Annotated in this window: 10 protein-coding genes and 1 tRNA gene; 3 read left to right on the top strand and 8 right to left on the bottom strand. The window is 59.9% G+C overall.

Annotated elements, in window-relative coordinates; translation table 11 throughout:
• Positions 1-136: 136 nt before the first annotated feature.
• Positions 137-213: transfer RNA gene (locus DWA01_RS14565), tRNA-Arg, on the top strand.
• A gap of 446 nt (positions 214-659) precedes the next feature.
• Here the strand turns inward: DWA01_RS14565 and aptA are convergent.
• Positions 660-1982 (bottom strand): omega-aminotransferase AptA, encoded by a 1323-nt coding sequence (aptA, locus tag DWA01_RS14560; protein ID WP_114286533.1) that lies wholly within the window; start codon positions 1980-1982, stop codon positions 660-662.
• Positions 1983-2307: 325 nt separating this feature from the next.
• Here aptA and DWA01_RS14555 point away from each other — a divergent pair, with 325 nt between their 5' ends.
• Positions 2308-3378, top strand: a complete 1071-nt coding sequence (locus tag DWA01_RS14555; RefSeq protein ID WP_160116057.1) for a GlxA family transcriptional regulator — start codon at positions 2308-2310, stop codon at positions 3376-3378.
• A 281-nt stretch (positions 3379-3659) separates the two neighbouring features.
• Here the strand turns inward: DWA01_RS14555 and DWA01_RS14550 are convergent, their stop codons facing one another.
• From DWA01_RS14550 to lipA, 6 genes are all read right to left on the bottom strand, one after another.
• Positions 3660-4703, bottom strand: coding sequence for a helix-turn-helix domain-containing protein (locus DWA01_RS14550; protein WP_136057759.1), 1044 nt, complete (start codon positions 4701-4703; stop codon positions 3660-3662).
• A gap of 145 nt (positions 4704-4848) precedes the next feature.
• On the bottom strand, positions 4849-7701 hold the full coding sequence (gcvP, locus tag DWA01_RS14545; protein WP_114286530.1) for an aminomethyl-transferring glycine dehydrogenase: 2853 nt from the start codon (positions 7699-7701) through the stop codon (positions 4849-4851).
• Between the two features lie 10 nt (positions 7702-7711).
• Positions 7712-8077, bottom strand: a complete 366-nt coding sequence (gcvH, locus tag DWA01_RS14540) for a glycine cleavage system protein GcvH (protein ID WP_114286529.1) — start codon at positions 8075-8077, stop codon at positions 7712-7714.
• Positions 8078-8095: 18 nt separating this feature from the next.
• Entirely contained in the window at positions 8096-9193 is a 1098-nt protein-coding gene (gene gcvT / locus DWA01_RS14535) for a glycine cleavage system aminomethyltransferase GcvT (protein WP_114286528.1), read from the bottom strand.
• A 79-nt stretch (positions 9194-9272) separates the two neighbouring features.
• Positions 9273-10640: an alanine/glycine:cation symporter family protein gene (locus DWA01_RS14530; RefSeq protein WP_114286527.1), complete on the bottom strand. Its 1368-nt coding sequence runs from the start codon at positions 10638-10640 to the stop codon at positions 9273-9275.
• A gap of 53 nt (positions 10641-10693) precedes the next feature.
• Positions 10694-11674 (bottom strand): lipoyl synthase, encoded by a 981-nt coding sequence (gene lipA, locus DWA01_RS14525; protein ID WP_114286526.1) that lies wholly within the window; start codon positions 11672-11674, stop codon positions 10694-10696.
• A gap of 270 nt (positions 11675-11944) precedes the next feature.
• On the opposite strand from lipA, the gene DWA01_RS14520 reads away from it, so the two are divergent.
• Complete coding sequence (locus DWA01_RS14520; RefSeq protein WP_419187012.1) at positions 11945-12559, top strand: helix-turn-helix domain-containing protein; 615 nt, start codon at positions 11945-11947, stop codon at positions 12557-12559.
• Between the two features lie 243 nt (positions 12560-12802).
• On the opposite strand, the gene DWA01_RS14515 is transcribed toward DWA01_RS14520, so the two are convergent.
• On the bottom strand, positions 12803-14023 hold the full coding sequence (locus tag DWA01_RS14515) for a TCR/Tet family MFS transporter (RefSeq protein WP_114286525.1): 1221 nt from the start codon (positions 14021-14023) through the stop codon (positions 12803-12805).
• Between the last annotated feature and the right edge of the window lie 4 nt (positions 14024-14027).

Raw genomic sequence — 14027 nt, 5'->3', positions numbered from 1 at the left:
TTGCAGCGCTATGTCAGTGCTGCCTTCCGTTTTCTGAATGCGCCCGTTGCGCCAACCGGCCCCCGGGCGGTTTCAGCCGCAAGATTTATTTCGCCCTTGATCCCCGCGCTGCTATGGCGCAGAACCGGGGCCAAGCGGTCCCATAGCTCAACTGGATAGAGCACCTGCCTTCTAAGCAGGGGGTTTCAGGTTCGAGTCCTGATGGGATCACCAATTCACTCCTGACATCGCTGGCCGGCCCCGGGCGAACCTGCGCTGCTTTGCGGGATATATGACGTTGTCCGGTATATTGTGGGGTTATGGTAAGTCCGCGGCTGTGTCGCTGTGGTTTTTCTGCAGGAGACAGCGGGGATTTTCCGCTACACCAACGCCTTCAATGCTTTTCTTTTAATGTTAAAATTCCTGAACACACCAAGAGGAGTGCCGCGTACAGCTGATTTTCTGCGCCACGGGCGGGCGCGCCAGAATGTTGGAAAAAGACAATGTCGAAACGGTGGATTGCCGGGTCTCAGGCGCGATCCGGACAGCGCGATGGTGAACAACGGAGGTGATAAACGGGTCTCAAAACCCGCCGCAGTGGAGCTTGTGGGAGGCGCCCTGTCACAGCCGCGCCGGCCCGGTGTGGGGGCCGGCGCGGATCGTAAAGTCTGGCCGCAGGATCAGGCCAGGGTTTTCAGCACATCACCAAGAATACCAAACAGTTTGTCGATGTCGTCTTTGTTGATGATCAGCGGTGGCGACAGCGCGATGGTATCGCCGGTGGTGCGGATCAGCAGACCTTTTTCATAACACTCCAGGAAGGCCTGGAAGGCACGTTTGGTCGGCGCGCCCTCGATGGGAGACAGCTCAATCGCGCCAATCAGCCCCATGTTGCGGATGTCGATCACATTGGGCATGTCGCGCAGCGAATGCAGCGCGTCTTCCCAATAGGATGCCAGACCGGCGGCGTTTTCAAACAACCCGTCCTGTTGATAGGTCTCCAGCGTCGCCAGACCGGCAGCGGCCGCAATCGGGTTGCCGGAATAGGTATAACCGTGGAACAGCTCGATCATGTTTTCCGGGCCCTGCATGAACGCGTCATGGATCGCGGCGGTGGCCAGCACAGCCCCCATCGGAATGACACCGTTGGTCAGGCCTTTGGCGGTGGTGATCATGTCTGGCATCACGTTGAAATGCGCGGCAGCAAAGCTGGAGCCCAGACGGCCAAAGCCGGTGATGACCTCATCAAAGATCAGCAGAATACCGTGTTTGGTGCAAATTTCGCGCAGACGTTCCAGATAACCTTTGGGCGGCATCAGCACGCCGGTGGAGCCGGCCATCGGCTCGACAATCACCGCCGCAATGGTATCGCCGCCATGCAGCGCCACCAGCCGTTCCAGATCTTCGGCCAGATACGCCCCATGTTCGGGCTGACCGCGGGTAAAGGCGTTCTGATCGGGCAAGTGGGTGTGGGGCAGGTGATCGACCCCGGCCAGCAGGGTGCCGAAGTTCTTGCGGTTGGTGACAATGCCGCCGACCGAAATGCCGCCAAAGTTCACCCCGTGATAACCGCGTTCGCGACCAATCAGCCGGGTGCGCTGCCCGTCGCCCCGGGCCCGGTGATAGGCCAGCGCGATTTTCAGCGCGGTTTCGACCGCTTCAGAACCGGAGTTGGTGTAGAACACATGTTCCATCGGTTCCGGCGCCATATCCACCAGACGGTTGGCCAGTTCGAACGCTTTGGGATGGCCCATCTGGAAGGCGGGCGCGTAATCGAGCTCAGCCGCCTGTTTCTGGATCGCTTCTACAATGCGCGGCGAATTGTGGCCGGCATTGCAGCACCACAGCCCGGCGGTGCCGTCCAGCACATCGCGCCCGTCTGAGGTTTTATAATACATGCCGTCCGCCGCCACGAACATACGCGGGTTGGCCTTGAACTGGCGGTTGGCAGTGAATGGCATCCAGAATGCCGACAGATCGTTGGGCGCAGTATGTGCGTTCATGGTTTCACCCCTGGGGTCGTGTGCCGTGTGGCAGTTGTATGTTGATTTCGCCGGATGAATATCCGGCCCCGGAAGCTGCCAGGCGCGCGTGCCCCTGCCGGATCAAACCGCTCCGTTGCTCGGATGATAGCGCCGGTCAGAGGGCGTTGACCCTGCCGAAATCACCCCCATTTACGATCATTCGCGACAGCAGCAGTAATATTGCGACAGGTGCGGGCAGGAAATTTGCTGGACCAGCCGCGTATTAGCTGCGATTGACGGCGGCATGGGTTCATTTGCGACCGAAATGGCGCGAATGAATGGGGTCATCGTACAGGGGGCTGCAATGGGGAAAGTCAAAAAAAACGAGGCAGGTCACGGCGACGTTGCCCCCTATGTGCCGCGCGGCATCGCTCATATCGCTGTCGATTTTGACGGCACAGCCCATGTGTTCATCTTCGCGCTGGCACCGCATTTTTCGATGTTGTCTTTTGTCGCCGCGGTCGAGCCGCTGCGCATGGCAAATCAGCTCTCCGGCAAATCGCTGTTTCGCTGGGAAACCCGCTCCGAGGACGGCGAGGCGGTGAAAAGCTCCAACGGGCTGTCGGTGTCCTCAGACGGGGTTTTTGACGCGGTGCCTGCGGGGGCGACCGTGCTGGCCTGCTCCGGCAATTACCCGGATGAAATGATCACCATGGGGCTCGCCGGATTTCTGCGCGAAAAGTGGCGCAAAGGCCATCAGGTCGGCAGCCTCTGCACCGGGGCCTATGCTTTGGCCAAAGCCGGCATTCTCAAAGGTCATGAATTCACCATGCATTGGGAAAACCAAAAGACTTTTATCGAGGATCAGCCGGGCTTCCGGCCCAGTGACAGGATCTATGTGATTGACCGGCGTATCATGTCCTGCGGCGGCGGCGCGGCCTCGACGGATATGATGCTGGATCTGATCCGCAGCCGGTTTGGCGCCACCCTGGCGCGCGGGGTGGCGGATATGTGTCTGCATCTGGGCTCGCGCAGCTCAGAACAGCGCCAACGCACCCCCGCCAGCCTGATCTACGGCACCCATAACAAGACGCTGCTGGCGGTGCTGGACTATATCGCCGACAACCTGGCCGAAGAGATTGATCTGGAACAGCTGGCAGCAACGCACCAGGTGTCGCGCCGCCATGTGGAGCGGCTGTTTTCCAAACATGTGGGTACCCCGCCAAACCGCTATATCAACGAGCTGCGGCTGGAGCACGGCCGGGCGTTGCTGACCGAGACCGCGCTGAAGGTGACAGATGTGGCGCTGGCGTCGGGTTTTGCCTCGCCCAACCATTTCTCCAAATTGTTCCGGCGGCGCTACGGCATGTCGCCACAGCACTATCAAAGCGGCGCGGGCGGTTCGGGCAAAGACCCTCTGAAACCATTCGGATAAACGGAGAGCCAAATTTGGGTTGAGCTGCCCGGTCCGGTCGACCGGCCTGAGCCCGTTCTGGCCTGAAACAGTCCACCGGACCGGTCCCTGGACGGCGCTCACCTCTCACCCCACGGTGCTCACCCCATTGCTTACCTCACCGGGCGGGCGCAATCGCACCAACCCCGGGACGGGCACAGCGCTTTGTCAGGGGACATTGCAACAAAAGCGTCCGCCTTGATATCAGCTCAAAACGCGGTAACGCGTCCCGGCCCGGGGTGCAGGAGTAACAGGTCCCGACCCTAAGAGGGCTGGCGGCCAAAAGCGGCGCTGCGCGACTGGCTTGGGGTCTGGCCGTATTGATGACGGTACCAGCGCGAGAAATTGGACAGGGTGGCAAACCCGCTGGCGACGCAGATCTCGACAATGCTCATATTAGTCTGCCGGATCAGCTGGTGCGCATGTTCCAGCCGCAGGCCCCGGTAAACCGTGCTTGGGGTGGTGGACAGCTTGTCGCGGAAGCGCCGCTCCAGCTGGCGCGCCGAGACGCCACTGGCCTGGGCCAGGGTTCCAACCGGCACCGGGCTGTCGATATGTTCCGCCATCGCCCCCATGGCGCTGGCAATAAGCGCATCGCCCCTGGACTGGCGCAGCACCTTGCTGAGGAACCGCGACGCCGGTCCGCGCTCGGTGCCGGTCGAAAGCCCCAGATAACCTGCAGTGGCGCGGGCGGTATAATCGCCATGGTCCTGGCCGATCAGATCGCGCAGCAGCTGCAGCGCCGCGAGTCCGCTGATGGCACTGCTGAGACTGTCGCCTCTCTGGTGTGTGTTTCCGGCGCCGCTGCAGGGCAGGTGGCTTTCGCCGGCGCTGGCGGCGAGATTGGGGTGGATCGCCATTTTGGTGTCACAGCGCAGCCGCAGCTGCTGCGGCAGAAACACCGCACCACCGGCCAGAACCACCCGGCCGGCCTGGTGCCAGGCGGCAGCCAGCGCGGCGCGCTCAGTACCGTCAATGCTCCAGGGCGCATCAATGCTGCCGATCATCACCAGGGTCTGGCGGTCGCGCAGCCCGGGGCTGAGACGCAGATCGGCGGTGTCGCGGTGCACTGACCAGTCATACCAGGCATTGTCGTCGACAATTGCATTGGCGGCGCGCAACATGTCGATGCAAATCTCGATCACCGGCAGGCAGGAGACATCCTGGGCAAGAAAGTCAAAGCGGCGGCCCTGGCGGGGGGCCACCAGCGCGGCCGCGTCACAAAACGCTGATGCGGGCGCCGTGGAGGGCGGCGTGGCGGCAGCGACCGGCATGACGGTGCCGGGGTAAAAATATCCATCATGCATGTGCAGGTCCTTTCCAGTGGCAGCCATTCCGGCGGGCGGGCGTCACCTGCTTTGCACAGGGCGCACCCCGCCGGGCCGCATTGGTCGGAAGATGTGGCGGCCCGCGCAAACAGGGGGCCGCCACCGTGGTCTTTGCGCTCAGCGCTTAGGCGTCATCCTCGGCATAGTCTTCCATCGGAGGACAGGTGCAGACCAGGTGACGGTCGCCGTAAACGTTGTCGACCCGGTTGACCGGTGACCAGTATTTGTCGACGCGGAACGCGCCGGCCGGATAACAGGCCACTTCGCGGGAATAAGGACGATCCCAGTCCCCAACCAGGTCTTCCACCGTATGAGGCGCGTTTTTGAGCGGATTGTTCTCCGGATCAACCTTGCCGTCCTCAATGTCCTGGGCTTCCTGACGGATCGACAGCATCGCTTTGATGAAGCGGTCGATCTCAGCTTTGGGCTCAGATTCGGTCGGCTCCACCATCAGCGTTCCGGCCACAGGCCAGCTCATGGTCGGCGCGTGGAAACCATTGTCGATCAGACGTTTGGCAATGTCATCCACTGATACATGGGCGCTGACATCCAGCGGCCGCGTGTCAAGGATACACTCATGCGCAACCCGACCCGTCTCAGACGTGTAGAGGATGTCATAAGCGCCGCTGAGGCTGGTGGCGATATAGTTGGCGTTCAGGATTGCCACTTTGGTCGCCTGGGTCAGACCCGCACCACCCATCAGCAGGATATAGGCCCAGCTGACCGGTAGAATGCTTGGCGAACCAAAAGGCGCAGCCGAAACCGGACCCACATCCGTGCCAAATTCAGGGTGCCCAGGCAGGAACTCTATCAGATGCGCTTTGACACCGATCGGACCCATGCCGGGGCCGCCCCCACCATGGGGAATGCAGAAGGTCTTGTGCAGGTTCAGGTGGCTGACGTCACCGCCTACATCGCCCGGACGGGCCAGACCCACCATCGCATTCATGTTGGCACCGTCAATATAGACCTGGCCGCCATGGGCGTGGGTGATGTCGCAGAGCTCCTGTACCGATTCCTCAAACACACCATGTGTCGAAGGATAGGTGATCATACAGGCGGCCAGCGCGTCGGAATGTTTTTCGGCTTTGGCGCGGAAATCTTCCACGTCGATATTGCCTTTTTCATCCGCTTTCACCGGAACCACTTTCCAGCCGACCATCTGCGCAGAGGCCGGGTTGGTGCCATGCGCCGATGTTGGGATCAGACAGACGTTCCGAGCCCCTTCGCCGCGCGAAATGTGGTAGTTGCGGATGGTCAGAAGACCGGCATATTCGCCCTGTGCCCCGGAGTTTGGCTGCTGGCTGATCGCATCATAACCGGTGATCTGACAAAGCTTGTCGTTCAGATCATCGATCATCTGGTGATAACCGGCCGCCTGATCCAGCGGCACAAACGGGTGCAGGTTGGAAAACTCAGGCCAGGTCACCGGGATCATTTCGATGGTGGCGTTCAGCTTCATGGTGCAGGAGCCCAGCGGAATCATCGCCCGGTCCAGCGCCAGATCGCGGTCAGCCAGACGGCGCATATAGCGGGTGATCTCGGCTTCGGCCCGGTTCTTGTGGAAGATCGGATGGGTCAGATATTCGCTGGTCCGCAGCAGCGCATCTGGCAGCCGGTATTCGCGGTTGGCCTTGCTGTCGTCCTGCTTGTCGATGCCAAAGGCAGCCCAGACCGCTTCAATGGTTTCCGGACGGGTCTGCTCATCAAGCGAAATACCAATGCGGTCGTCACCGACTTTGCGCAGGTTGATACCATGCTCAACAGCGGATTTCATCACCACGTTCTGCATCAGGCCGACGTCGACGGTGATGGTGTCAAAGAACACTGCGGGAGAGACGGTAAAACCGGCTTCTTCCAGGCCTTTGGCCAGGCGTGAGGTTTTACGATGCACCGACTGGGCGATGGCTTTGATGCCGTCAGGCCCGTGATAAACCGCATACATCGACGCGATAACCGCCAGCAAGGCCTGCGCGGTACAGACGTTGGAGTTGGCTTTTTCACGACGGATATGCTGTTCGCGGGTCTGCAGCGACAGGCGGTAGGCTTTGTTGCCACGGGTGTCGATGGACACACCGATGATCCGGCCTGGCATGGAGCGTTTGAACGCGTCGCGTGTCGCCATATAGGCGGCGTGCGGACCACCGTAGCCCATAGGAACACCAAAGCGCTGGGTCGAGCCAATCGCAATGTCGGCGCCCATTTCACCGGGGCTTTTGAGCAGCGCCAGCGCCAGCGGATCAGCCGCCACAACGGCGAGCGCTTTGTTGTCGTGCAGTGCCGTGATCTCAGCGGTGAAATCGCGCACATGGCCGTGGGTGCCGGGGTACTGGAAGATCGCCCCAAACACCGCGGTGGCGTCCAGATCGTCGGGGTTGGCGACGATGACTTCAATGCCCAGAGGCTCGGCCCGGGTCTGAATCAAGGCGATGTTCTGCGGGTGGCAGTTTTCATCAACAAAGAACCCGTTGGCTTTGGATTTAGCTGAGCGTTTCGCCATGGTCATCGCTTCCGCCGCAGCCGTGGACTCATCCAGCAGCGAGGCGTTGGCAATCTCCAGACCGGTCAGGTCTGACACCATGGTCTGGAAGTTCAAAAGCGCTTCCAGACGGCCCTGGGAAATCTCGGGCTGATACGGCGTATAGGCGGTGTACCAGGCGGGATTTTCCAGAATGTTGCGCAGGATCGGCGCCGGGGTGGTGGTGCCGTTATAGCCCTGGCCGATCAGCGAGGTCAGCACTTTGTTTTTGCTGGCAATTTCCTTCATGTGATACAGCGCATCACGTTCGGTCATCGCCGGGCCCCAGTCCAGCGCCGCTTTCTGGCGGATGGAGGCGGGCACAGTGGCGTCGATCAGGTCGTCGAGTGTTTTAAAACCAATCACTTTCAACATGTCGCGCATTTCAACGGGCGAAGGCCCGATGTGGCGACGGTTGGCGAAGTCATAGGCCTCATAATCAGTCAGTTTAAAAGACATAGGAGGATCCTTACGCGATAAAGGCTTTGTAACCGTCTGCATCCATCAGATCATCGAGCTGGCTGGCGTCGGTGATTTTGATTTTGTAGATCCAGGCGTCGGCCTCAGGGCTTTCGTTCAGCTTGGCGGGCTCATCAGTCAGAATGCCGTTCACCTCGGTGATTTCACCGTCCACAGGCGCATACAGTTCAGAAGCGGCTTTCACCGATTCAATCACGCCGATTTCGTCACCCTTGTCGAATGTTTCGCCGGCGTCCTGCTGCTCGATAAAGACAACTTCACCCAGCGCTTCAGCGGCATGTGTGGTGATGCCGATGGTGGCGATGTCACCTTCAACAGAAACCCATTCGTGCTCTTCGGAAAAATAAATAGTCATAGTCAAAGTCTCCCTGACTCAGCGTTTGTAGTTTTGCTGCACAAAAGGCAGCTTGATGATCTCGGCAGGCTGGGCCTTGCCGCGGACGATAAGATTAACTTTTTCACCAGGAACGGCGTTGGCGGTGGTGACATAACCCATGGCAACCGGGCCGCCGACGGTGGGGCCAAAGCCGCCTGAAGTGATGGAGCCGATGGTGGTGCCGTCTTCCGACTGCACTTCTACACCGCCCCGGGCCGGGGCGCGGCCCAGAGGTTTGATGCCGACCAGCTTGCGGCCAGTGCCGTCAGCGAAATCTTTCAGAATGCGCGTGTCGCCGGGGAAACCGCCGTCTTCGCGACGACGCTTCTGGATCGCCCAGTTCAGCGAGGCTTCAACCGGGCTGGTGTCGTTGTCGATGTCATTGCCATAGAGGCAGAGACCGGCTTCAAGACGCAGGCTGTCGCGTGCACCCAGACCGGCAGGCTCACAGTCGTCATGGCCGAGGAAGGCGCGGGAAATCTCATCGGCCTTGTCTTCGGGGATCGAAATCTCATAACCATCTTCGCCGGTATATCCCAGGCGCGAGATGCGGCATTCGGTGCCCAGGATGTCGGCGACAATGGTTTCCATGAATTTCATCTCAACAGCTGCGGGGCAGAGTGCGCCCACAACATCTACGGCTTTTGGCCCCTGGACTGCAACCAGGGCACGGTCAAAAATCTCGGTGACTTCAACGCCTTCCAGGTTGGCCGTCATATGCGGGATGTCCTGGTGGCGCATTGAAGCGTTGACCACAACAAACAGATGGTCGCCGGCGTTGGAGACGATCAGATCGTCCATGATGCCGCCGTTCTCGTTGGTAAAAAATGTATAGCGCGCTTTGCCAGCGGGCAGGGCGGTCAGCGCGGAGGGCACCAGCGCTTCCAGTTTTTCGGCGACGTTTTCGCCGCGCAGGATCACCTGACCCATGTGGCTGACATCAAACAGCGCGGCTTTTTCGCGGCAATGTTTGTGTTCGCCCATGATGCCCATGGGATATTGCACCGGCATTTCCCAACCAGCGAAATCAACCATTTTACCGCCAAGTTCGACGTGCAGATCATAAAGCGGGGTACGTTTAGGCATATCTGACATGGGTCGCATGCTCCTGAAAATTCGTGAAGTGTTGGTATAGTGTCAGAGGCCCGGCGCAACACCGGGCCCCCGGTTAAATTTATTCAGCCGCCGAGGATTTTTCGGTGGCCCCGTCAGAGGCGAAGAATTCGCGTGTCACTTTGAACACAACCGGGCTGAGCAGAGCCAGAGCGATCAGGTTCGGGATTGCCATCATGGCGTTCAGCGTATCCGCCAGCAGCCAGACAAAACCCAGATCCGCAGCTGCGCCCAGAGGAATGGCCAGGCACCACAGGATCCGGAACGGCACCAGCGATTTGACACCAAAGAAGAATTCGACACATTTCTCACCATAGAAACTCCAACCGAGGATCGTGGTAAAGGCGAAAACAGACAATGATATCGCGATGATATAACCGCCAAGCCCTGGCAGAGCGGTTTCAAATGCCAGCGACGTCAATGCCGCGCCGCTTTCACCCGAAGACCAAACGCCCGAGGAAATGATCGCCAGCCCCGTGATCGAACACACGATGATCGTGTCGATGAATGTGCCCAGCATCGCAATCAGACCCTGGTTGACAGGACCGGCAGTGGACGCAGCAGCATGCGCGATTGGTGCCGAACCCAGACCAGCTTCATTTGAGAACACACCACGTGCCACACCAAAGCGGATCGCCGCCATCACAGCCGCACCAGCAAAACCACCAGTGGCAGCAACAGGGGTGAAGGCATAGGTGAACACCATCGAGATGGCGTTGCCCAGTTCCGAGATGTTGATCAGCAGCACAACCAGACCGGCAACGATATAAGCGATGGCCATGAACGGCACCAGTTTACCAGCAACGTCACCGATGCGCTTAATGCCGCCCAGGATTACACCTGCGGTCAGCACCATCAGCACCAGACCGGTGACGATGTTAGGCACACCAAAGCTGGTGTTGATCACATTGGCCACCGAGTTGGCCTGTACCCCGTTGCCGATGCCGAAGCCAGCAATGGCACCAAAACCAGCAAACAGCGGCGCAAGCCAGTACCATTTTTTGTCCAGGCCGTTTTTGATGTAATACATCGGACCACCGACGAAATTACCCAGCTCGTCCTGCTCACGGTATTTCACCGCCAGAACAGCTTCGGCATATTTGGTGGCCATGCCGACCAGCGCGGTCATCCACATCCAGAACAAAGCACCCGGTCCCCCAAGGAACACGGCGGTTGCCACACCGGCGATGTTGCCGGTCCCGATGGTTGCTGACAGCGATGTCATCAACGCATTAAACGGCGTGATCTGACCTTCGCCTTTACTTTTACGACCCTGCCACAGCAGCCGGAACCCGGTGCCAATGCGCAGCAGCGGCATGAATTTCAGCCCGGCCTGCAAAAAGAACCCGACGCCCAGAATGAGCAGCAGCATTAGCGGCCCCCAGACTATCGAGTTAATTGCACCTACAAAACTTGATAACGCTTCCATTTCTCTCTCCCTGAAATCGGCGTTTCTGCAATTGGCGCGCTAAGCGCCCTGGCTCAAAGGGTTCTCCCTTTGGCCAATTCGGATTGCCGTGCTGCTTGCAGCTTAGCAAAATCTTCGTCCGCGTGGAATGAGGACCGGGTCAGCGGCGTGGCTGACACTCCCAGAAATCCTTTGGCCCGCGCGGCGCGTTCCAGTTTTTCAAACTCTTCCGGGGTCCAGAACCGGTCAATCGCATGGTGATGCGCGGTCGGTTGCAAATATTGCCCCACGGTGAGGAAATCGACATTGGCGGCGCGCAGATCATCCATCACCTGGCGCACCTCTTCCAGTGTCTCGCCCAGACCGACCATCAGGCCGGATTTGGTGAACAGGTTCGGATTGGCGCGTTTGGCGTCATCCAGCAGCCGCAGCGAGGCATAATAACGTGCGCCCGGGCGCACGGTGGCATAGAGCCGCGGCACTGTTTCCAGATTGTGGTTGAACACGTCCGGCGCGGCGTCAAACACCGCCTGCGCCGCATCGCCCTTGCCAAGAAAGTCGGGGGTCAGCACTTCTACCGTGGTGCCTTTGGCCTGGTGGCGCACCGCACGGATGGTCTGGGCGATATGCTCCGCCCCACCGTCAGCCAGATCGTCGCGATCCACCGAGGTGATCACCACATGGCGCAGCCCCAGCTTTTTCACCGCCTGAGCGACGCGGCCCGGCTCAAACGCATCCAGCGCGTCCGGGCGGCCGGTGGCCACATTGCAGAAAGAACAGCCCCGGGTGCAGACTTCGCCCATGATCATCATAGTGGCGTGGCGCTTGGACCAGCATTCACCAATATTGGGGCAGGCGGCCTCTTCGCAGACCGTTGAGAGATCATTGTCGCGCATGATGCGCCGGGTCTCATAATATTCGCCGGAACTGATGGGCTTCTTGCGAATCCATTTGGGTTTGCGCGGCACTTCGGTGCGGGCTTTATGCGCTTTTTCCGGATGGCGCAGACGGGGGATATCCACGGGTGCAACATTGGGGCCTGCCCCTCTGTGCATGACTTGTGTTTCCGTCATTCCAAAGCTCCCTGTACCGTCCCCAAAACGCGCTGCGGCTGCGAGCCGCTGTCAGGATGAGGTGTGTGGCATATGGCCGCAGCCGCGCCGTAACCTGATCCGCAGCCCCTCCCGGAGACGCGCTGAGTTTCCTTGGTGTTTCCAATAGGGGAATTTTCCGCCTCATGCAACAAAAAGTGCCGATTAGGAGAATTTGACCTGTTGCGGCGTTGTGTTAGTTTCAAGGGAAACGCACATTGAAAGAGCCGACAAATGGAAATCGAACATCCCGAAGACACCGGGCGCGACAGCGAACCGCAGTCACCCCCGGCAATGGCCGCACTGGGGCAAATGGTGCGCGAAGCACGCAAGAAAAAAGGCTGGACGCTGGAAGAAGCCGCCGGGCGCGCTGGTATCGGCCGCTCAACCCTTTCAAAAATCGAAAATAATCAGACCCGGCCCAGTTTTGATATTGTGCGGCGCCTGACGGAGGCTTTGAGTCTGAAAACCCCGAATCTGTTTCTGCAATCGGGGCAAAGCGACATTTCCGGGCGCCGGGATGTGACCCGGGCGGGGCAGGGCGAGCCCAAGTCTACCAGCACCTATGCCCATGAATTGCTCTGCACAGAACTGACCAGCAAATCGATGGTGCCCTATATTTCCCGCATCACCGCCCGGGATATTTCCGAGTTCCCCGACTGGATACGCCACCAGGGCGAGGAATTTATGTATGTCATCTCGGGCACGGTGATTCTCCATACCGAACATTACCGGCCGCTGGAAATGGCCCAGGGGGACAGCGTCTACTACGACAGCGGCATGGGCCATTGCTGTATCTCAAGCAGCGCTGAGGATGCGGTGGTGCTCTGGGTTTCGCTGGAGCGCTGATCCGGTCCGGTCGCCACAGCGGGGACCGCCACAACGCCCGTCCAATGCCCTTCGCAGCACCCGTCGCGTCGACCGTAACAGGGCCAGTAGCGAGAGAGGGGCGTTGCAAGGCCGGCTACGTGACCAGGGGCCGGGCCGGCTTTGGTGCCAGCTACAGCGCCAGCTGCGAGGTCAGCGACATGCCTGCCACAATGACCGCTACGGGGCTTGATCCCGGACGCAGCGTTGCGGCAGTCGGTTCGCTCAGGCCTGGGGCTGCAGCGTGCGGGCGCGCAACCGCTGCGCCAACACCAGGCACAGCAGGGTCAGAACGGCGGCGACCATAAACGGCGCCCCGGGCTGATAGATTTCTTCAGGTGCGCGGGTAAAGCGGGCAAACACCCAGGTCATCGCCAGCGGCGACAGGATGGTGGCCAGCGCCGCGGCACTGCTGATGGCGCCTTGCAGCGCGCCCTGCTGATCATCCGGTGTGGCGCGCGACATCACCCCCTGCATCGCCGGGCTCGCCATCGAACCCAGCGCGGTCAGCGGTGTCAAAGCCATCGCAATCCAGCCATTGCTCACCACCGCCATCAGCAGGAAAGCGACCAGGTTGAACAACAGCGCCACATACATGGTGCGCATTTCGCCGAGTCGTTTCACCACCGGCCGCATCAGTACCCCTTGCACCAGTGCCATTGAGAGGCCAAAGGCACCCAGCGACAGGCCGATCATGCCCTCACTCCAGCCAAAACGGGCAATTGTGAAATAGGACCAGATCGCCGGATAGACAAAAAACGCCACCTGGTTGATGAAATACAACAGCATCAGACGCGACACCCCGGTCAGTTCGCGGATCATCTGCAAGGCCCCAAACGGGTTGGCACGCGACCACTTGAATGGACGCCGCATCGCGTCGGTCACGGTTTCCGGCAGTACCAGATAGCCAAACACCGCATTGCCGCCTGCCAGCGCGGCCGCCGCATAAAACGGTGCCCTTGTGCCGAACTCTCCCAGCACACCGCCCAGCACCGGACCAAGAATAAACCCGATGCCAAACGCGGCGCCGATCAGCCCGAAATTGGCGGCTTTGTCCTCCGGCGCGGAGATATCGGCCATAAACGCGTTTGCGGTGGAATGGGTCGCGGCGGTGATGCCGCCGATAAAGCGCATCAGCAGCAACAGCAGGATCGAGCCGGTCACCGCCATCACCAGATAATCCAGTGCCATCACTACAAGGGACAGCAACAGCACCGGCCGCCGCCCGAACCGGTCCGACAGATTGCCGATCAGCGGGCCAAACAGGAACTGATTGACCGCAAATACCATACTCATGACGCCGCCCCAAATCGCGGCGTCCGCCAGGCTGGCGCCTTCGATCTCGCGCAGCAGAGAGGGCATCACCGGCATGATCAGCCCGATGCCCATCGCATCAAGCACCACGGTCATCATGATAAAGGTTCTGGCAGGACCAAGGGACTTCATAGCG

The organism is Candidatus Halocynthiibacter alkanivorans (assembly GCF_003333265.1).
Lineage (GTDB): Bacteria > Pseudomonadota > Alphaproteobacteria > Rhodobacterales > Rhodobacteraceae > Halocyntiibacter_A > Halocyntiibacter_A alkanivorans.
Note: the sequence above shows the minus strand (reverse complement) of the source record. Positions and strands in the feature narration are given on the sequence as shown.